This is a genomic window from Paenibacillus sp. FJAT-27812 (assembly GCF_001273905.1).
In the GTDB taxonomy this organism is placed as follows: domain Bacteria; phylum Bacillota; class Bacilli; order Paenibacillales; family Paenibacillaceae; genus Pristimantibacillus.
In genome coordinates, this window is the sequence record NZ_LIGH01000001.1 from 4,947,508 (window position 1) to 4,965,985 (window position 18,478).

The following is an 18,478-nucleotide window of genomic DNA, read 5'->3' on the forward strand; positions in this document are numbered from 1 at the left end:
CTCCGCGGGTAAACTCCTTCACTAATCAGTGTTGTACACGCATTAATTTTGGGCTATGGATGTACGGTGGCGCCATTTTGGGAAACTAGCATTTTATTGGCCTGCCGAACACAAAAAAGTCCATGTCGATGCGACATGGACGCTGTTAGATCCATTTATTTGGTTTGGCTGCGGTAGTCGGAAGGGGTGACGCCGGTCACTTTTTTGAAGACGCGGCTGAAATAATTGGGATCATTGTAGCCGACCTCAAAGCAAACCTCCTTTAGGCTCAGCTCGCCTGAACCCATTAACGCTTTCGCTTTGTCAATTCGCAGCGCAGTGACATAGTCGATAAATGTGGTGCCAACTTGCTGCTTAAAAATTTTGCTGAAATAGTGGGGATTAAGATGTACGAAATCCGCGACTTCTTCTAGCGAGAGGTCTTCTGAAAATCGGCTTTGAATATACGTTTGCGCTCGGTCTAGAACCGTTAGGGTCTGCTGCTCGCGCTGCTCGCGAATACGCTGCATGGCGGAGAGGACGTAAGCGTCCGGGATCGCTTCAGCGCTCGCCGGAAGGCTCATTTGAGCGGATGCGGAGTTGCCTGTTCCTTGCTTTAATTCGTCGAAGTGGCAGACGCTGCCGCATTGTTCAAAATAATTGGAGGCAAACACCGCTTCAAAATAAGATTTACGCAGTCCTTCCGCGCCAGAGCGCGTTTGTCCAATTCCGATTAATATATCAACCTCCAGCTGCCGGGCGGCTGCCGCGCATAAAGCTTCCCCGAACGCGGTGGTCGTCTCCTTCCATTCGGCTTCTGTCAGCGCAGCGGGCTTGTTTATGAAAATCGCCATATGGCGGTCGATCAACGAGCTTACGATGCTGGTCGCCGCATTGGATTTGGCAAATCCTCTAATCGTGTCGTAAATTTTATGCTTGGGATCTGTTTTGTAGCGTTCGGGAAAGGCGATGACAATCGCACAGCCTTGCCCAAGAGAAAAATTAAGCCATTCAGACAATTGCTCAATATCGGTGTAAGTAATATGATCGAGCATAAACATCATCGCCAGCTCGTTTTCTGCCAAGGGCAGCAATTGAGACAGCCTTTGCCTGAGCTCCAGTTCTTCCGAACGTTTCTTTTTTTCCTGCGCGAGATCTTCTAAGAGCCGATTAAGGGTTTGAACGACCTGCTCGCGATTCGCAGGTTTGATTAGATACTCCTTAACGCCTAACGTTAGCGCCTCTTTGGCATAAGCAAAATAATCATAAGCCGTCACCATGACGAACTGGGTCTCCGGCAATTTGTTTTTTATTTCGCGTATCGCTTCAAGCCCTTGAATGCCTGGCATATTGATATCCATCAAAACGATATGCGGACGATGCTCCTCAGCCCGCTCTATCGCGATACGCCCGTTCTCGGCATGAATGATCTGAAAGGTGTTCGGCAGCATCCTTTCGATGATCCACTCCAAGCCTTCGCGCTCAAGCGCCTCATCATCCGCGATCAATAGTCTGTACATGAATGGGTTCAACCTCCTTTTCCTTCGGAATTCGAATCGTAACCTTGGTTCCTTGGCCAAGCTTGCTTTCTATTTCGATCAGCTCGTTTGCGCCATAAAACAATTGCAGCCTTTTAAACACATTTTTGGTACCGAGTCCCGTAGATTGTTTGCTGCTTGCGTCAGATTCGAGGCGCATCAAGGATTGGCGAACTTCCTCGGTCATCCCGCTTCCATTATCTGCTACGGAAATGTGCACGCCGTCCGGTCGCCGTGCGATTTCAAGCCGAATGCCAGCGCCGCTCTCCATGTGCTCGATGCCGTGCAAAAAAGCATTTTCAACGATGGGCTGGAGCGTTAGCGCGGGAATAGGCTGCTGCAGCGCAGATGGATCGATATCCATCACCAGCTGGATGCGATCGCGAAAGCGAGCCTGCTGCAGGATGAAGTACTCCTTCACATGGGCAACCTCATCGCGCAGCGTGACCGGCTGATCCAGATTGCGTAAATTGTATCTGAGCAAATTAGACATGGAGACGATTAGATCGCTCGTTTTCTCGGCTCCTTCGAGAAGCGCCAGCTTGGACAGCACGTTCAGCGTATTGAACAGGAAATGCGGGTTGATTTGGCTTTGCAGCGCCTGCAGCTCCAATTCCTTGACAAGTCGGTCCTTCTCTAGACTTTCTTTATCCTTCTCGATCAATATGAGCAGGTCACTCGACATTTGCTCGAATGCGCCGGTGAGCAGGCCAAGCTCGTCATTGGGGTGCTGTTGCCCCGGACGGGTACTTTGCTGTAGTTGACCCTTTGAAATTTGCTTCGCGCGCGACACAAGCCTGCTGACAGGAGCGGTGATGCTGCGCGAAATCCATATGGCAAGTAAAATGCTCAGCATCGTGTTAGTGATGAATACGGCTGCACCGAGCAGATACATACGTTTGTTTTCGGTCTGAATTTTCCCGTAGATCGGTTGATAGATGATTAATTCCATATCGACCAGCTGCTGCCCGTCCTCTCGAATGAAGCTTACCGTTTTCTCTGCTTTTTCGTATTGGGCTAATGACGCCATTGAGCTTTCGGCTGATACTGCCGCGAAGGCGGCTTGCTGCTGCTCTAAAAACGTATCGAGCAAATGCGTATAGCTTGTTATGGCAGACGAGCGGGCGGAGGTTGCTTGCTGAGCGGGCAGCTGGGCGCGAAGCTCCATTAAATGATTTCGATTTTGCGTATAGAGCTTATGATTAGTATCGGTTGGATTTAGCAAATAGCTGTGAAGCGCTCCTAAGCTGTTCTCGGCAGTCTGTGCGGACTGGTTGTACAAGAGGAGGCGATCCATCATTTGATTATAGCCTTGTTGAACCATTTTTCCACTTTGGAACAAAAAGAAGGTGATCAGATTGACGAGCAATACGAGCAACGGGATAAAAACAAGCAGCTTCGTACGAATGGTCATCGGCTTGTTTCTCCCGTTGCAGGATTTAAGGTTTGGCTGCGCTGGACAGTCATCTTCGTAAAATGCTGCTCGGGAAGCTCCGCGCCATGCAGGAAATCATTCAGCAGCGAAATAGCATCATAACCCATGTTATAAGGCTGCTGGACGATGGTAGCTTTGATCTCCCCGCTGCGGATACGCGCAAGCGTCTCCTCCAAGGCGTCAAACGCAAAGATTTGCAAGCCGCTATCCTTCGTTCGATCAGCAGCCTCGGCTATGCCGATGCCATCCAAGGCGCTAAGTCCAACCATATAATCGAGCTGTGGGTATTTATGCAGCAGCTCCTCGGCTTCACCGGCAGCCTGAAGACGAGAAATATTCGATGAACGAACCTCAACCAGCGTCAGTTCAGGGAACTTAGCGATTACCGAGCGAAGGCCTTCCAGCCGCAGCTGCTGATTAGGCGCTTGCTCGTTTCCGATGAGAACGGCAACCTGTCCTTTTTGCGCAGCGGCATCGGCAACGAGACCGCCCATTATTTTACCGGCAGCCAAGTTGTTTGTTCCTACATAAGAAAGCCTTCGGCTGCTCGGCTCATCCGTATCTATCGTAATGACTGGAATATGCCGGCTTACCGCTTGATTGATCAGGTCCACGAATTGCGGATCGTTTATCCCCTGAACGAGCAACGCATCGGCTTTGGCCGCGATGGCTTTCTCCAGCAGCTTGATTTGCTCATTCGGATTTATGCGAACCGGTCCCGTATATTCAAGCTGCATCTCGTATTTAGAAGCAGCTTCCGTTGCGCCTTGTTCAATCGAACGCCAATAAGGATTATCGAGCTCTTGCGAAATGAGAACAACATGGTAGGGGGCTTTCTTGCTGGCTTCGTTTGCGAGTATCGGCTGCAGCAGCTCGCGAATTCGCAGCGTCGAGAACAAAAAGCTTATAAGTATGCAGGAGAAAATAACAAATAGGACAGCGATTCCAATATTCCATTTTCGGTTGGGCATGATACAGCTCCTTAGAACGTCCATTTATAATGGATCATTATACAAGAACCAGCTTGCAATCAAAAGTTGGGGCGGAGAAGGCGGATCTTTCAGGTATACAGGCAATAAGTAAATCATTATAATTTAGTAAAAATTAGGAGGAGAAAGTATGGAGCTGTGGTCTTATCCGATAGGCAAATTTATTCGGGAGGAGCATGCAACCGAAGAGCAGCGCAGAAGCTGGATTCAGGAGATTGCCCGCTTTCCCGCAAGGCTTCGATTGACGGTGCAAAATCTAAATGAAGAGCAATTGCTAACTCCCTATCGGCCTGGCGGCTGGAATGTGAAGCAGGTCGTCCATCATCTGGTTGATAACGATATGAATGCTTTTATTCGTTTTAAAAGAGCTTTAACAGAAGAGGCTCCGCTCGCAGGTACCTACAACGAAAAACTATGGGCTGAGCTAAACGACTATCATGAAACGCCAATCGACACGTCATTAATACTGATCGATTCGCTTCACCAGCGATTTGTCATTTTGCTCCGGCAACTTACGCCTGATCAATTCCAGCGCAATTTTGTAAGTCCAACGCATGGCAAAATGAATTTAGCTGCCGCAACGCAAATATACGCTTGGCATGGGCGCCATCATGCCGCTCAGATTGATTCATTAATGGAGCGAATGGGCTGGGATAACGGATATCATGCTTTTAAGAATGGATGAGGCAGTGTTTGATTAAGAAAGAGCTTCGCTAAGGCGGGCTCTTTTTTTCTTTTAGTGGAATTGAAGCTTATTGAATGAATGAGGCTTTGTGATTAACCTTAAAGTTATGAAATGAGCTGATTTGAAGGGGTTTTCAAAGTATTTGTTGACAAATAAGTTAATGAAGGCGTATTCTTGTTACGAAATGATTGTTTTTATGATTTATGATTAACTTTTGTGTTAATTTAAAGAAAACAAAATGATTAAATAACATGAAGAGAGGCTGCGTGATAACAATGGCTTTAAATACGGTAAACGATAAGCAGGTCAGCATCCCCCGTTCTGAATATCCACGTCCCGATTGGCAGCGTGCTGATTGGTTGAATTTGAACGGAACTTGGTCCTTTTCGTTTGATCATGAGAATAAGGGACTACAAGCGGATTGGCAAAAGTCGAAGGGGCAGTCCTTGCACTCCGAAATAACGGTGCCGTTCTCGTGGTCAAGCCCACTATCAGGTATCGGAAGCAACGATAAAGGGATTGCCTGGTATCACAAGGAGATCGAATGGGCACCGGCTACAGCAAACGCTAGAGTATTTCTTCGTTTTGGCGCTGTCGATTATAAGTCTGACGTTTGGGTGAACGGGATTTCGATCGGTTCGCATGAAGGCGGTTATGGCAGCTTTGAATTTGACGTAACAGAGGTTTGGTCATTGGAGGCAAGCAACTCGGTCGCGGTTCGAGTCGAAGATTTTGACCATAATTATCAAGCGCGCGGGAAGCAAGGCTATGGCGAAATTCGCGGAATATGGCAGCCGGTATGGCTGGAGGCACGTCCTCAAAGCTATGTTCGCGAAACGAAGTTTCATTCGAAATTAGACGGAACCGTTGAAGCGAGCACAACCGTCATTGCCCATAGTTCCGGAGCAGCGCAGCTATCGTTCTCATTTGCGGAAGGCGCTGTGACTCATCAAATCGAGGCGGAGCTGGTGGAAGGCAGCAATACGGTCAACACCGCTTTCGTTATTTCTGACCCTAAGCTGTGGAGTCCCGAATCTCCTTATTTATATGAAGGGGAGGTCAGCTTGACTAGCGACGGACAGACGGATGCCATCCGCACTTACTTCGGCGTGCGCGAGATCGGAACCGCGATTGTAGGCGATCGCAGCTATCGGTGGATCACGTTAAACGGCAAACCCATTTACCTAAATGGTACACTGGATCAATCATTCCATCCAACGGGTTATTTTACTTATCCGACTGACCAAGAGATGCAGGATGAAATTTATCTCATGAAACGGCTGGGCTTAAACTTTGTCCGCATCCATATTAAGCCTGAGGAGCCGCGCAAGCTGTATTGGGCAGATAAGCTAGGCATCCTTGTCATGGAAGATATGCCGTGCTTCTGGGGAGATCCGGATGAGAAGGCAAGAAGCTCTTACGAGAGCGAAGCGCGTGAAATCATTGATCGCGATTATAATCATCCATCCATATTCTCTTGGGTGATGTTTAATGAGACATGGGGCTTGAAGACGGAGAGCGAGGCGGCTTCGCTTACGACAGACACTACCCAGCCGAATAATTATTTGACGCAAACGCAGGAATGGGTACGAAGCATGTACCGCTGGGCTAAGCAGGCTGATCCGACCCGCATTGTGGAAGATAACTCGCCATGCAACTACGATCATGTAGAGTCGGATATTAATACTTGGCATTTTTATATCAATGGTTATAACGAGCTTCGCAGCCATGTTACCGACGTGGTGGAGAAAACGTACGCTGGCTCTACCTTTAACTACATTGGCGGCAACACGCAAAGCGATGCGCCGCTAATGAACAGCGAGTGCGGCAACGTGTGGGGAATCGAAGGCGGCGCAGGCGACAGTGATCTAGCATGGCATTACCGCTATATGATGAACGAATTCCGTCGCCATGATAAAATGTGCGGCTTCGTATTTACCGAATTCCGCGACGTTATCAATGAATTTAACGGCTATTACCGTTTGGACGGAACGGATAAGCATTTTGGTTACGAATGGTTTGTGCCCGGCATGAGCGTGGCCGATTTGCATTCGCCAGACTTTATTGTCATTGATGCTCCGCCTTGCCAGACGTTGGATGCAGGATCCTTTGTGAACATAGAACTGCTCCGTTCGAGCTTTGCGGATCGTTATCATGGCCAGTCGCTTCAGCTGGAATGGGAGCTTTGGTACGATAATCTAGGCATCCGAGTCGTTTTGGATTCGGGCAGCGAAGCCATCGAATGGAATGGCTACGGCGTTAGCCCGCTTGCCTCTTTATACTCGCAAATGCCTAAACAGGATGCGGTTGCCGTACTTGCGGTTCGTCTCATTGCACCGGAGGGCGCAACGATTACTCGAAACTTTATAACCTTTGATGTTCGCAGCAGCAAAACGAATGGGCATTATGATGTCGATGGCAAAATCGTTAGCGTTCCGGTAGCGAGCTTCTCAGAGAGTGAGTGGCCATACAGCTGGAATGCGCTAGGGGAGCAGAAGGCAAATGGCGGAGAGTCGGGCTACTTTACTTATGATGTTCAGCTTCCGTCCGTATCCGAGCAACCGGTTATCTACGATATCGAGCTGTTTTTCGAAGCAAGCTCGAAGCGTCTGCTGAAACGCAATCTCGGGGAGAGCGTACTGCAAAAGCTGGACATATCCTTCATGCACGGCGCGCTGGCTGACCCTGAGTACAATATGAACACTTACTACATGACAGATACGCAGCGGCATGAATCCAAGCTTGACGTACTTATCGACGGCGAGCTAATCGAGTCGATTCTTCTCACGGATAATCCGGCTGACAGCCGCGGCGTGCTGTCCTGGCATTATCAAGCTGCAGCGAACAAGCTGGAGGAAGCAGGCTCCTATGGCTACCTGTGCAACGTTATTTTGCCAAGCACGGTAACTGCAAAGCTGAACGCCAGCCGCAGCTTTAAGCTTCAACTGGCAGCAGAGCAGGGCGGATTGGCGCTATATGGACGCAATGCAGGACGGTACCCGATCGACATCATCGTTCATATTAAAGGTTAATCGGCTTTTTATCATGTAAAAGGAAGAGACAGCTTCGCGCGAGCTGTCTCTTTCTGTTATGGCCAGCTTTACTGGAGACAACTAACGGAAGATAGAAAATTCGCTAATTTGTTCATGGTTAACATGAAAATAAAGCGGAACTATGATATAAAGGAATGGAAGAAAACGAAAGGGGGGTACATATAGATGGGAGTTCCTGCTGGCGTTTGGATTTTTGCGGGCATTATCGTCGTGTTGCTCACTTGGCTGACGTTATGGATCACAAAAAAGGCTTATTCCAAAAAATGGGATGAATCAGATACATAGTATCCGCTGATGAACGAACGAATGCCTAACATAAACGATACAATAGGCTCCTTGGCAATCAGGCAGAGGAGTCTTTTTGTATGAATAATCAAAATGATTCATTAAATCTGGGAAATCGTGTATAATGTGGTTGATCTTTTTATTAAAAAGGAGTGCAACCGATTGAATCCCTATGATCAGGCTCAGCAGTTAATACATAAGAAAGAGAACCGCTATTATGTTTATGCGCTTATTTTTAGTATCGTCGTTTATTTAGCATTGTTTCTATCGATCATTTTTATTTTTGTTATTCCTATTCTGATCGTGCTCCCGCTTTTCGCACAGGCGATTATGCTCGCAACCATTCGCACGAATGGTGTGCGGATTACGCCGCGGCAATTTCCGGAGGTATTCGAAATTACGCAAGAGCAATGTATAAAGATGGGGTTTGCTACCGTTCCTGACATTTATGTAATGGAATCAAGCGGCGTACTAAATGCCTTCGCCTCGCGTTTCTTCGGAAGGAATATGGTCGTCCTGTATTCAGATCTATTCGAAATTCTTCAAACGGGCGGGGAAAAGGAGCTGGCATTTGTCATTTCGCATGAGCTGGCGCATATCAAACGCAATCATTTAACGAAGCAACTGCTCATCATTCCCGCATTATGGTTTCCGTTTATAGGTGAAGCCTATTCCCGGGCTTGCGAATATACTTGCGACCGAATGGCGGCTTATTATACCGATGATGCAGAGGCCGCCATGAATGGGTTGACGATTATGGCCATTGGCAAAACCCTTTACAAGAGAGTCGACCGCGAGGAATATTTACAGCAGAGCAGTTATGAAAAAGGTTTTTTTGTGTGGCTTTCCGAGAAGCTTTCGACTCATCCGCCGTTGCCAAAACGAATACATGCCATCCAGCAGCATGCTGGCTTCTCAAGCGATATTGTTTTTAGGTCTTCGCGCTTTGGCGGACTCATCGCTCTAATCGCTGTGCTGGTTGTGGCGGGGGCCGTTACAATCGGGATTACTTTCTCCAAATCGATTGACACCTTTTTTACGAGTACAATTGGGGAGACGCCTTCGGCTGAGGAACTGCTTGGGGCAGCCGCAGATTCGGATCTGAAGCGAGTTCAAGCGTTGCTGGCTGCTGGAATCGATCCAGATACAACAGACGAAGAGGGCTGGACAGCGCTAATGTGGGCCGCCCAGCTTAATGAAACGGAGATCGGTGAAGCATTAATAAACGCGGGCGCTGATCTGAATTTGGTAGAATCGAGCTATGAAGAAACGGCGCTTACGGTTGCCTTGTATAATGGCAGTTTAGAAATGGTTGCGCTGTTGCTTGAAGAGGGGGCTTTTCCTGATTTGCAGGATAGCACAGGGTGGACGCCACTTATGACAGCAGCATCAAGCGGTGACTTGGAAGCTGCAAAGCTATTGCTAAAGGCCGGGGCAAATCCGATGAAGTATGATGAGTCAGGTTATACGGCTGAGGATTATGCGTTAGAAAATGGTTTTGACGATATCGTGCTGCTGCTTCACGAAGGCAATCAAATATAAAAAGCAGCAAAATACAAAAAAAGAAGCTTGATTGCTCAAGCTTCTTTATTCTATGTATAACGTTTCGATATGAGTGTGCTTGATGGTCGGGACGACACGATTTGAACATGCGACCCCCTGGTCCCAAACCAGGTGCTCTACCAAGCTGAGCTACGTCCCGCTAAAAAAAGATGGTGCCGTCGAGAGGACTTGAACCCCCAACCTACTGATTACAAGTCAGTTGCTCTACCAGTTGAGCTACAACGGCACGTCGTATTCGTTAAACACAAGATGTATTATTGCATATAACTTGTACTGATTGCAAGTGTTTTTTTAAAACTTTTTTTGATAAGGATGATTAAGATGAAAATTATCGTTGCTCCCGATTCCTTCAAAGGTTCCAGAAGCGCCGTTCAAATCGCAGCTTCGATAGAAGAAGGCATCCGCCATGCATTTCCGGACGCTGAAATCATTAAGCTTCCAATGGCTGATGGCGGCGAAGGCACGATGGAAATTATCGTTCAGGCTACTGGAGGCAGCTTTGTAACCGTGCCTGTTCATGATCCGCTAGGCCGCACCATTCAAGCCAGATATGGCATAACGGGGGATGGGCATACGGCAGTGATCGAGATCGCGGAAGCGTCGGGGCTTGCCTTGCTGCAGCGTGAAGAGAGAGATCCGCGAATAACATCGACATACGGTACTGGCGAGCTGATCCGGCATGCCCTGCTGTCAGGCTATCGACAGTTTATCGTTTGCTTAGGCGGCAGTGCGACCAATGACGGCGGCGCCGGCATGCTGCAAGCGCTTGGGATGAGATTGAGCGACGCGGAAGGGAATGAGCTGCAGCAAGGCGGTATCCACTTATCAAAGCTCGCGGTCATGGATGATTCCGATTTGGATAGCGGCATAAAAGAGAGCAGGTTTATTATAGCAAGCGATGTACGCAACCCCTTATGCGGTGAAAATGGCGCATCCGCTGTTTACGGTCCGCAGAAAGGCGCTAGCCCCGAGGTCGTAAAAGATTTAGATCAAGCATTGGTACATTACGCGGATATCATTCACAAGCAGACGGGAGCTATAGTGGCAAGCTTACCTGGCAGCGGCGCAGCAGGCGGAACAGGAGCCGCCTTGTTAGCTTTTTTTGATGCTTCTATGCAAGCAGGCGCTCGCTTAGTGATGGACAGCATCGCCTTTGATAAGCAAATACGTGATGCCGATTGGATAATTTCGGGCGAAGGCCGATTAGACGGGCAGACCGGGTCCGGCAAAGCGATAGAGGCCGTATGTGAGGCAGCAGCCTTGCGGAATATCCCTGTTATTGCGGTATGCGGTTCTATTGAAGCGGATGCGGCCTATACAACAAAGCTTGGCTTGCGTGCGTGTTTCTCGCTTGTTCCGGGCCCATGCACCGTTGAAGAAGCGATTGCTAAGGCGGATGAATGGATGCGAGAGAGGATGATCCATATTTTCAGCTTGCTTAGGACCAAATAATCGGCAAGGATGGCTATAACCTTTTACGTACATAAATCATTATAAAAAAGCAGCCCTTGCGCGTAGCAAGGGCTGCTTCTTTTGTTGATTGTTAGGTTAAGCGGTTTCGCCTTCGACTGCCTCTTCGTTTTGATGAATAAGCATTTCGACCTTGCGAATCCGGTTTTTGCTCGTTTCACGAATAATGAATTTATAATTTTCGAAAAAATGCTCCTTGCCCGGCTTCGGATCAGCTACTTGGCTGTAAAGCCAGCCGCCTACCGTATCGACATCCTCTTCCTCGAAGTTCATGCCGGTTAAGTCACTCAACTCGCTAAGCGATACTTTACCGTCAAGCAGGTAGCAGTTGTCTGCAAGCTGTTCGATTTCCTTGCGCTCGTCGGCATCGAATTCATCTCGAATTTCGCCAACGATCTCTTCCAAAATATCTTCGATCGTAATGAGACCGGATGTACCGCCGTATTCATCAACGAGAATGGCGATATGAACGCGTTCCAACTGCATCCGTTTCAATAACATTTTAACCGGGGTAACCTCAGAGACGCTAAGCACCGGATGAACGAGCCTCTTAAAATCCAGGTCACGGTCTGTTTCATATTCAAGGAAAAGCTGCTTCGTATTGATCATGCCGACGATGTTATCTTTGCTCTCAAGAGCGACCGGGAAACGCGTATATTGTTCCTTGCGAATAATTTCCATGTTATCAGCTAACGATTTGTTTGTGTACAGGCAGATCATATCGGTGCGCGGCACCATAATTTCTTTAGCCAGCAGCTCGTCAAAAGCAAAGATGCGGCTCACATATCCGTATTCTGTATTGTTAATCTTTCCGCTTTGGTAGCTCTCATTAAGAATGATTTGAATTTCTTCTTCCGAATGCGCTTCTTCATGCTCCGTGGCAGGCTTCAAGCCGAACAAGCGAACCAGTCCGTTAGCCGAGCCGTTAAGCAGCCAAATGAAAGGATATAAGATCTTGTGGAACAAAATAATCGGTTTTGCGGTTAAAAAGCTAATGAACTCCGCTTTTTGGATCGCCCATGTTTTTGGAGCGAGCTCGCCGACTACGACGTGCAGGAATGTTACCGAAAGAAATGCGATTAAAAAGGATAGAATATGACTGATGTCATCATTTAAGGCAAAACGTTCAAACAAGGGTAAAAGCATTTTTTCAACTGTTGGTTCTCCCAGCCAGCCAAGCCCGAGCGCTGTGATAGTAATACCTAATTGGCAGGCTGACAAGTAGGCATCCAGATTACTCGTAACCCGTTGAACGGCAAGCGCGTTCTTCCGGCCCTCAAGCACTAACTGATCGATCCGACTGGAGCGAAGTCTAATGATGGCGAACTCCGTTGCGACGAAAAAAGCAGTTAATAAAATAAGAAGAGCAATCATGAATAAATTGAATCCTATACCCATTTTCGTTTCTCACTACCCTTTTATATTTATATTTTTGTTATTCTTATGATCTACTATAACGAATGATTACAGGTTATGACAAACGCCATTTGCAACGGTAACAGCCTTATATGCGCTTCTAGAGCGATTTTACGAGATGGAAAAGCTTATTCTCATTGATTTTCGAGCCTTTACAAGTGTCATTCTCCGGCATATGATGAGTTCATATGAACTTGAAATTCAAAATGTATGACGAAAGCGCGAGGAGGAAGCGATATGGAGTCCTTTACGCTTACTCGAAAAGAGATGGCTTGCTTGCTGCTTGCTTTAGATGGAAAGTATAATCTGAAGCCGCTGCAAGTGCTGCAGGCCGCATGGACGAAGACGCATCAATATGATTTGGAAAAGGGAACGGGGCTGCCCGCATTTCTATCCACGCTGCTGCCGCCGATTATTGAGAAGCTAATTAAAGGCAATGAGCTCAAAGGCTTTTCGCTGCATGAAATTGCTGCTCTCGGCCAGCTGATCGAATATTCGAATCTGTCGATTACCTCCATGCAAAACTGGGTAAAGCGAGATTTCAAACCTTATTTCGACTGCCCGAAGGCGGGCAAAAAATATTCTCTAAACCAAGCAGCGTTATTGTTTATTATTGATGATTTAAAGTCAAATCTTGATTTTGAATCGATACGCAAGCTGTTTGAGATCGTATTTAAGAAGCCTGAGGATCAAAAGGATGACTTAGTTGGACCTATTGAATTATATGCATCCTATACGAGTATGTTTGAGGAATTGGACGCGAACAACGATCAGCTGCTTGATATTTCCGGCCACTTGAAGGAACATCCCCATCAGGATTCATTGACCGAGCATGTTATTCGTTCATCGGCGAACCAATTTGCAAGCAGATTGCCTAATTTAACGGAGAAGCAGCGCGAAGCTGTGCGGAATATATTGCTTGTCGCAGTCATTTCGATACAAACGTCCTATTTTCATTCCCTGTCAAGGCGATATTGCAATGCGACTTTATTTCTAAATCCGGAATAAATTAGTTCAAAAGGGATATACACGTTCACTATAATGTCCTATAATTGTTATGTTATAGGTATAACAACAACAGATAAACTGAAAAAGGCAAACTTGTCGAAAGGCAAGGACGCAAAGTTATGGGCCTAAGGTGCTATCACTAAGGCTGCCAGACCGCCGGAAGGATAATAGCTATTAAAGCTGTCCGCCTCCTGGGGCTGGATAGCTTTTTTTTGTTTTTTTCAGAAAACAGAGGAGAGAGAAACAAATGATTTTCAAGAAATGGCTGGAGAGAGCCGGGAAATTAACAAAGAGGTTGAACACAAAAAAGATCACAAGCAGGCTGTTGATCATTTCCGCAATCATTACCGTTTTTAATTTAGGATCAGGCATTTTCATTTATGTGCAAAATCTTTCAGTTGGCAGCTCTGTTAAGGATGCGGAGCAATTGTCAAAGGTGGAGCGCAATTATCAAAACATTTCGAACAAATTGCTGAACGGGATGCTGCTTTTGGTCGATGTCATTGAAAACGGCGACAGCGATTTGGAGGCTATAATGAAGGATCTGCAATCGTTGCCTCCGAAAATTGATGATTTAGAGAAACAGCTTATCGAAATGGATAAAAAATACCCGCCAAAAACGGATAACGGCGCGAAATATGCCAATCAAGTCGGCGTCATTCGCCTTGCGTATGACAACTTGATGAAAACGAATACCGATGTTTCCGGACTGTCTGCGGAAGAGAGATCGCTTCGGATCGGCAGCTTGATTAGCGTCTATACGGTAATCTTAAGCTTCTCCAACGACATCATGAATGAGAGGCTGACGGCCGATACCGGAACGACCCAAAACAACTTAAATAGCGACGTATCAAGCGCAAACATAATCGTGCTGGTCAACGTTATTTTGCTTGCAGTGCTTCCCGCGATTATGATCTTCGGCGTTACGCAATCGATCAAAACGGGACTGCTTGGCATTACGAGACGCATTCGCGCCTATGCAAGCAATGATTTTACGAGTCATGAAAAGCTGGTGCGGACGGATGAATTCGGACAAATCGATGAGGCTCTGGCCGAAATGGGCGACAATCTGCGCGAAACGATTAAAGCGACGCTGCAGGTGAGTGAATCTGTCCTTCTTGTATCGCGCAATATGGATACGATGATCGGAAGCAACCGTCAGGCATCTGAAGATGTGAAGGGCCAAGTCGATCTCGGCAGAGAAGTATTGCTATCGCAATATGATGACGCATCCTCTATTTCGGCTGTAACAGAGGAAATCTCGGCAAGCTCCCAGCAAATTGCGGCATCAAGCGAGTACATAAATAACGATATGCGCCAAATGAAAATATCCTCTCAGGACGGTTCGAAGCAAATGGCGGGAGTTGTCGTCATGGTGAATGAGACGGTTGATCAATTCTCGAAGCTGACGGAAGCTTTTGAGACGATGAATGACCGCTATAACAATGTATCTAAGTTTTTGAATGGCATTCAGGACCTGAACACGCAAACTAACCTGCTTTCACTTAATGCCTCCATCGAATCCGCAAGAGCGGGCGAGCACGGAAGAGGTTTTGCAGTTGTCGCGGAGGAGATTCGGAAGCTGTCCAGCCAGACGGATTCTATCTCCAAACAAATTACGAAGGAATTAACGCTCATCCAAAGCGATGTGGCGCTCAGCAGCAAAACGATCGGCAGCTTCTCTAATGTCATCCATTCGACGCGCCAAGCGTCTGAAACGGCGAGCGGCACATTCCAAACGCTGGAGTCCCAGAGCAGCGTGCTGTCGGATCAAATGAGCGAAATCTCGACTGCGATCAACGAGATTACGGCCGGCATCACTCACATTGTAACGGCGGTTGATAAGCTGCTGACTACATCCTCGGACGTAAATGGGAAAATGGAGCATATGAGCGAGCTCTCCGTTAAGCAAAATGACATTTCCGATGAATTGCGCACGCTTGCTGAGAAGCTGACTCATTCTTCTCAGGATTTGAAAGAAAAAGCATCTGTATTTACAGTATAATTAAGGATTTATTGTTCCATTTGACCGTTCAGCCTTGTGCTGGGCGGTTTTTTTATGTCATTTCAAGCTCTTGGATAAATCACCAATTTGTGACGTAAAAGAGGGATAACCTAGTGAAATGCCGAATTGAATGGTGGAATTAAACAAATAAAATAGAACCTCTATGGGGGATACGATGAGCAATTTGAATTTTCAAGTTAATTTACAAGGCATGATCGAACTTCTTTCCAAACATTTATATTCGAATCCCGGCGTATTCGTAAGGGAATTGCTGCAAAATGGCGTTGACGCCATAACGGCGCGCAATCGGCTTGGCCATCGATTTGACGCCCGCGTTACGATAGAGCTGTATGCTTCACGCACGATTGCGGTTCATGATAATGGAATTGGCTTAACTGAATCGGAAATCCATCGTTTTTTAGCCCAAATCGGAAGCACCTCGAAGCGTGAGGAGCTGGATGCAGCGGATGATTACATCGGACAGTTTGGCGTAGGATTGCTTTCCTGCTTCGTTGTCAGCGGAGAGATTGTTGTCATTACCCGCTCTGCGCTTGAAGGGGATACTCTGGAGTGGAGAGGGCGGCCAGACGGAACCTACTCCATTCGCAAGCTTGAGAAGGATGCGCCGATCGGAACGACTGTGTTTTTAACGAGTAAGGAAGGTTATGAGGATTACTACGAATGGGATCGATTATCGGAGCTGATGACACATTACGGTGAGTTTCTGCCTGTTCCGATAGAATTATCCGAGCAGGACGCCAACATAACGATTAATAAAGATACCCCTCCTTGGTTGATGAATAAACAAGAAGCGCTTGAATTTGGCGAGTATGAAATGAATCAGAACTTTGTGGACGCTATCCCGTTAAAATCGGTCATTGGCGAGCTTGAGGGCGTTGCCTATATTCTGCCTTATGCCGTTAGCCTGCAAGCGGAGAAGAAGAATAAAGTTTATGCGAAGCGAATGCTGCTCTCGGACCAAATCAATAGTTTGCTGCCGGATTGGGCTTTTTTTGTTACCTGCATCATCAATACCAATGGGCTAAGGCCAACGGCGTCCCGTGAAGCTTTTATGGAAAATGAGCTATTTTATACGGTAAAGGATGAGCTGGGCGAATGCATTAAGCGGTATTTGATCGAGCTATCTGAGACTAATTCGGACGTGTTCGAAAAAATGGTCCGAATCCACTATAACTCACTTAAAGCGATGGCGGCCGAGGACGAAGAGCTTTACCGACTGTTTATTGGTTCCTTATCCTTCGAGACGTCGTTTGGCATGATGAAGATGAGAGACATTTTAGCGCAAACCCGACAGATCATCGTCTCCTCTACACTTGATGAGTTCAGGCAAGTCGCGAGGGTAGCTAAAGCGCAAGAGGTGATGGTTATTAATGGCGGCTATGTGCATGATTTTGAACTGGTGCGCAAGCTTTCCGAGCTTGATGAGAACATCGAGGCAGCCGTGCTCGACCCGATCAATTTCTCTAATTATTTTCAAGATGTTTCTGCTGGAGAGCTGGAAGTCGTTCGCTCTTTTTTGGAGCTGTCGGACCGACTGCTGGCCCCGTATCAATGCAGAAGCGTAGTAAAACGCTTTCAGCCTGCTGACTTAGCGGCGCTGTACAACACGAATGATGAAGTGAATTTTTTGCGCATGGCTGAGCAGACGAGGGAAGCGGCGAATGATTTATTTGCAGACATTGTTGATGTCGTCATTCATGAAATGCATGAGCTTCCAATGGCAAGACTTTGTTATAACTTCAACAACCCGCTTATTTATAAGGCGATGATAAGTCAAAATGAAGACATGCAGAAGTTATGCATTGAGACCGTGTACACGCAAGCCTTGCTCCTTGGCAATTATCCACTAGGTCCGGAGGAGCTGAAGCTTATGAACCAGTCGTTCCTGCAAGTGCTTGAGATCGGACTTAGTCAGGCAGGTGAGAGCAAGTCATGAAGCAGCGATTTGATCAATTGCGAAGCGATGCTTGGAGTTTGCCTGAAGGGAAGCAGAAGCTTGCGGTGCTGGAGGAAGCCATTCGAATTGCTGATCTGTATATGTCCACAGAGGATGCCTACCATGCCCGCATGTCCTATTCATCGTCTGCGCTTGATTCCGGGTTTCAAGAAAGATTTCTCGTGTCGTTTGCATGGTGCCTGACGCAATTTGAGAAGGAGCCGTCCACGTATTACAGCTTCTCAATCATTTGGCATTATAAATGGTTTGTTAATCAGATATGGCGTTTTCCGCAATTTGGCGCAGCCCAAATCCAAGCCGTTATTGATGATTTCAAGGAAAAATGCCTACAATACGGTCACAGCTTGCGTCCCTATTATCAAACCCTTCATCGATATGCGTTATCCCGTGGCGATATGGAAGCTGCCCAACTGAATTATGACCTATGGCGTAAAACGGCAAGGGATGGCATGTCAGATTGCAGCGCTTGTGAACAGAACGGCTTTGGTTATTATCACTTCACTGCTGGCAGATATCGACGCGGGTTGCAAGCGATGAGACCCATAATGGATGGCCGAATGACTTGCAAATCAATTCCGCAAAATACGTACAGCCATCTTCTGCTCCCATTGCTTGAGACCGGGCAAGCTGAAGAGGCGATGAAGATAGCGAAAAAAGGTGCGCGATTGCTGAAGGGACCAGGCTATTTAGAAGAATACGGCAACTTTCTCGCTTACTATGCGGCTACGGACATCCATAAAGCGGCAAAGTGGTTCGAGCAAACATTCGCTTATGCCGTGGAAACTAAAGTAGGATGGGATCGTTTCTTATATATGAGCTCGGCGCAAGCTTTTCTAATGAAATGGCATGGACAAAAACGTCGCAGAAAGCTGAACGTGGGCAGCAAGATTACTTATGAAATGATCGAGCAAGATGCTAAGTCATTAGCGCATGCTTTTGATAGGAGAAACGAAAATAATTATTGCACGGAGCTGCTAAAACAGAGAATGAAGCAAGTCCAAAAGTTGAGCAACGGTTAACCCATCGGTTGACGGAAAGCAAATGGAAGTGGTTCAATTGAACTAACGATTTTAA

At 47.0% G+C, this 18,478-nt stretch carries 12 protein-coding genes, 2 tRNA genes and 1 riboswitch; of the genes, 8 read left to right on the forward strand and 6 right to left on the reverse strand.

What is annotated here, in order from left to right:
- Positions 1-155: 155 nt before the first annotated feature.
- From ADU23_RS20575 to ADU23_RS20585, 3 genes are read right to left on the reverse strand one after another with little or no spacing between them, the layout of a single operon-like run.
- Positions 156-1,499 carry an AraC family transcriptional regulator gene (locus ADU23_RS20575; RefSeq protein ID WP_053375449.1) on the reverse strand — a complete coding sequence of 448 codons (1,344 nt, stop codon included), beginning with the start codon at positions 1,497-1,499 and terminating at the stop codon, positions 156-158.
- Positions 1,474-2,931, reverse strand: coding sequence for a sensor histidine kinase (locus tag ADU23_RS20580; RefSeq protein ID WP_053375450.1), 1,458 nt, complete (start codon positions 2,929-2,931; stop codon positions 1,474-1,476). Before ADU23_RS20580 ends, ADU23_RS20575 begins: the two co-directional genes overlap by 26 nt.
- Positions 2,928-3,923 (reverse strand): substrate-binding domain-containing protein, encoded by a 996-nt coding sequence (locus ADU23_RS20585; protein WP_053375451.1) that lies wholly within the window; start codon positions 3,921-3,923, stop codon positions 2,928-2,930. The genes ADU23_RS20580 and ADU23_RS20585 overlap by 4 nt, the downstream gene beginning before the upstream one ends.
- 148 nt (positions 3,924-4,071) lie before the next feature.
- Here ADU23_RS20585 and ADU23_RS20590 point away from each other — a divergent pair, with 148 nt between their 5' ends.
- The 3 genes from ADU23_RS20590 (at position 4,072) to ADU23_RS20600 (ending at position 9,506) form a co-directional block, all read left to right on the forward strand.
- Positions 4,072-4,626, forward strand: a complete 555-nt coding sequence (locus tag ADU23_RS20590; protein ID WP_053375452.1) for a YfiT family bacillithiol transferase — start codon at positions 4,072-4,074, stop codon at positions 4,624-4,626.
- A 275-nt stretch (positions 4,627-4,901) separates the two neighbouring features.
- The gene (locus tag ADU23_RS20595; protein WP_053375453.1) at positions 4,902-7,658 is read left to right on the forward strand and encodes a glycoside hydrolase family 2 protein; all 2,757 of its coding nucleotides are present in this window, start codon (positions 4,902-4,904) and stop codon (positions 7,656-7,658) included.
- 468 nt (positions 7,659-8,126) lie between these two features.
- Entirely contained in the window at positions 8,127-9,506 is a 1,380-nt protein-coding gene (locus ADU23_RS20600) for a M48 family metallopeptidase (protein ID WP_053375454.1), read from the forward strand.
- Between the two features lie 83 nt (positions 9,507-9,589).
- On the opposite strand, the gene ADU23_RS20605 is transcribed toward ADU23_RS20600, so the two are convergent.
- Positions 9,590-9,666 (reverse strand) — tRNA-Pro (locus tag ADU23_RS20605).
- A gap of 11 nt (positions 9,667-9,677) precedes the next feature.
- Positions 9,678-9,753 (reverse strand) — tRNA-Thr (locus tag ADU23_RS20610).
- Positions 9,754-9,848: 95 nt separating this feature from the next.
- Between ADU23_RS20610 and ADU23_RS20615 the strand changes: the two genes are divergently transcribed.
- Positions 9,849-10,979: a glycerate kinase gene (locus ADU23_RS20615; RefSeq protein ID WP_053375455.1), complete on the forward strand. Its 1,131-nt coding sequence runs from the start codon at positions 9,849-9,851 to the stop codon at positions 10,977-10,979.
- A 96-nt stretch (positions 10,980-11,075) separates the two neighbouring features.
- On the opposite strand, the gene ADU23_RS20620 is transcribed toward ADU23_RS20615, so the two are convergent.
- Positions 11,076-12,395 (reverse strand): hemolysin family protein, encoded by a 1,320-nt coding sequence (locus ADU23_RS20620; RefSeq protein ID WP_053375456.1) that lies wholly within the window; start codon positions 12,393-12,395, stop codon positions 11,076-11,078.
- A 255-nt stretch (positions 12,396-12,650) separates the two neighbouring features.
- Between ADU23_RS20620 and ADU23_RS20625 the strand changes: the two genes are divergently transcribed.
- From ADU23_RS20625 to ADU23_RS20640, 4 genes are all read left to right on the forward strand, one after another.
- Positions 12,651-13,421 carry a DUF1836 domain-containing protein gene (locus tag ADU23_RS20625; protein ID WP_053375457.1) on the forward strand — a complete coding sequence of 257 codons (771 nt, stop codon included), beginning with the start codon at positions 12,651-12,653 and terminating at the stop codon, positions 13,419-13,421.
- Positions 13,422-13,497: 76 nt separating this feature from the next.
- Positions 13,498-13,582, forward strand: a riboswitch (cyclic di-GMP riboswitch).
- A gap of 86 nt (positions 13,583-13,668) precedes the next feature.
- Positions 13,669-15,426 carry a methyl-accepting chemotaxis protein gene (locus ADU23_RS20630; protein WP_053375458.1) on the forward strand — a complete coding sequence of 586 codons (1,758 nt, stop codon included), beginning with the start codon at positions 13,669-13,671 and terminating at the stop codon, positions 15,424-15,426.
- Between the two features lie 175 nt (positions 15,427-15,601).
- A complete protein-coding gene (locus ADU23_RS20635) occupies positions 15,602-17,383 on the forward strand; it encodes an HSP90 family protein (RefSeq protein WP_063846069.1) in 1,782 nt (593 codons plus the stop codon).
- On the forward strand, positions 17,380-18,423 hold the full coding sequence (locus ADU23_RS20640; protein ID WP_053375459.1) for a hypothetical protein: 1,044 nt from the start codon (positions 17,380-17,382) through the stop codon (positions 18,421-18,423). The genes ADU23_RS20635 and ADU23_RS20640 overlap by 4 nt, the downstream gene beginning before the upstream one ends.
- The last annotated feature ends 55 nt before the right edge of the window (positions 18,424-18,478 follow it).

Bases quoted from the DNA above. Each gene is read 5' to 3' on its own strand.
- ADU23_RS20575 (WP_053375449.1), bottom strand. From the start codon at position 1,499: ATGTACAGACTATTGATCGCGGATGATGAGGCGCTTGAGCGCGAAGGC.
- ADU23_RS20580 (WP_053375450.1), bottom strand. From the start codon at position 2,931: ATGACCATTCGTACGAAGCTGCTTGTTTTTATCCCGTTGCTCGTATTG.
- ADU23_RS20585 (WP_053375451.1), bottom strand. From the start codon at position 3,923: ATGCCCAACCGAAAATGGAATATTGGAATCGCTGTCCTATTTGTTATT.
- ADU23_RS20590 (WP_053375452.1), top strand. From the start codon at position 4,072: ATGGAGCTGTGGTCTTATCCGATAGGCAAATTTATTCGGGAGGAGCAT.
- ADU23_RS20595 (WP_053375453.1), top strand. From the start codon at position 4,902: ATGGCTTTAAATACGGTAAACGATAAGCAGGTCAGCATCCCCCGTTCT.
- ADU23_RS20615 (WP_053375455.1), top strand. From the start codon at position 9,849: ATGAAAATTATCGTTGCTCCCGATTCCTTCAAAGGTTCCAGAAGCGCC.
- ADU23_RS20620 (WP_053375456.1), bottom strand. From the start codon at position 12,395: ATGGGTATAGGATTCAATTTATTCATGATTGCTCTTCTTATTTTATTA.
- ADU23_RS20625 (WP_053375457.1), top strand. From the start codon at position 12,651: ATGGAGTCCTTTACGCTTACTCGAAAAGAGATGGCTTGCTTGCTGCTT.
- ADU23_RS20630 (WP_053375458.1), top strand. From the start codon at position 13,669: ATGATTTTCAAGAAATGGCTGGAGAGAGCCGGGAAATTAACAAAGAGG.
- ADU23_RS20635 (WP_063846069.1), top strand. From the start codon at position 15,602: ATGAGCAATTTGAATTTTCAAGTTAATTTACAAGGCATGATCGAACTT.
- ADU23_RS20640 (WP_053375459.1), top strand. From the start codon at position 17,380: ATGAAGCAGCGATTTGATCAATTGCGAAGCGATGCTTGGAGTTTGCCT.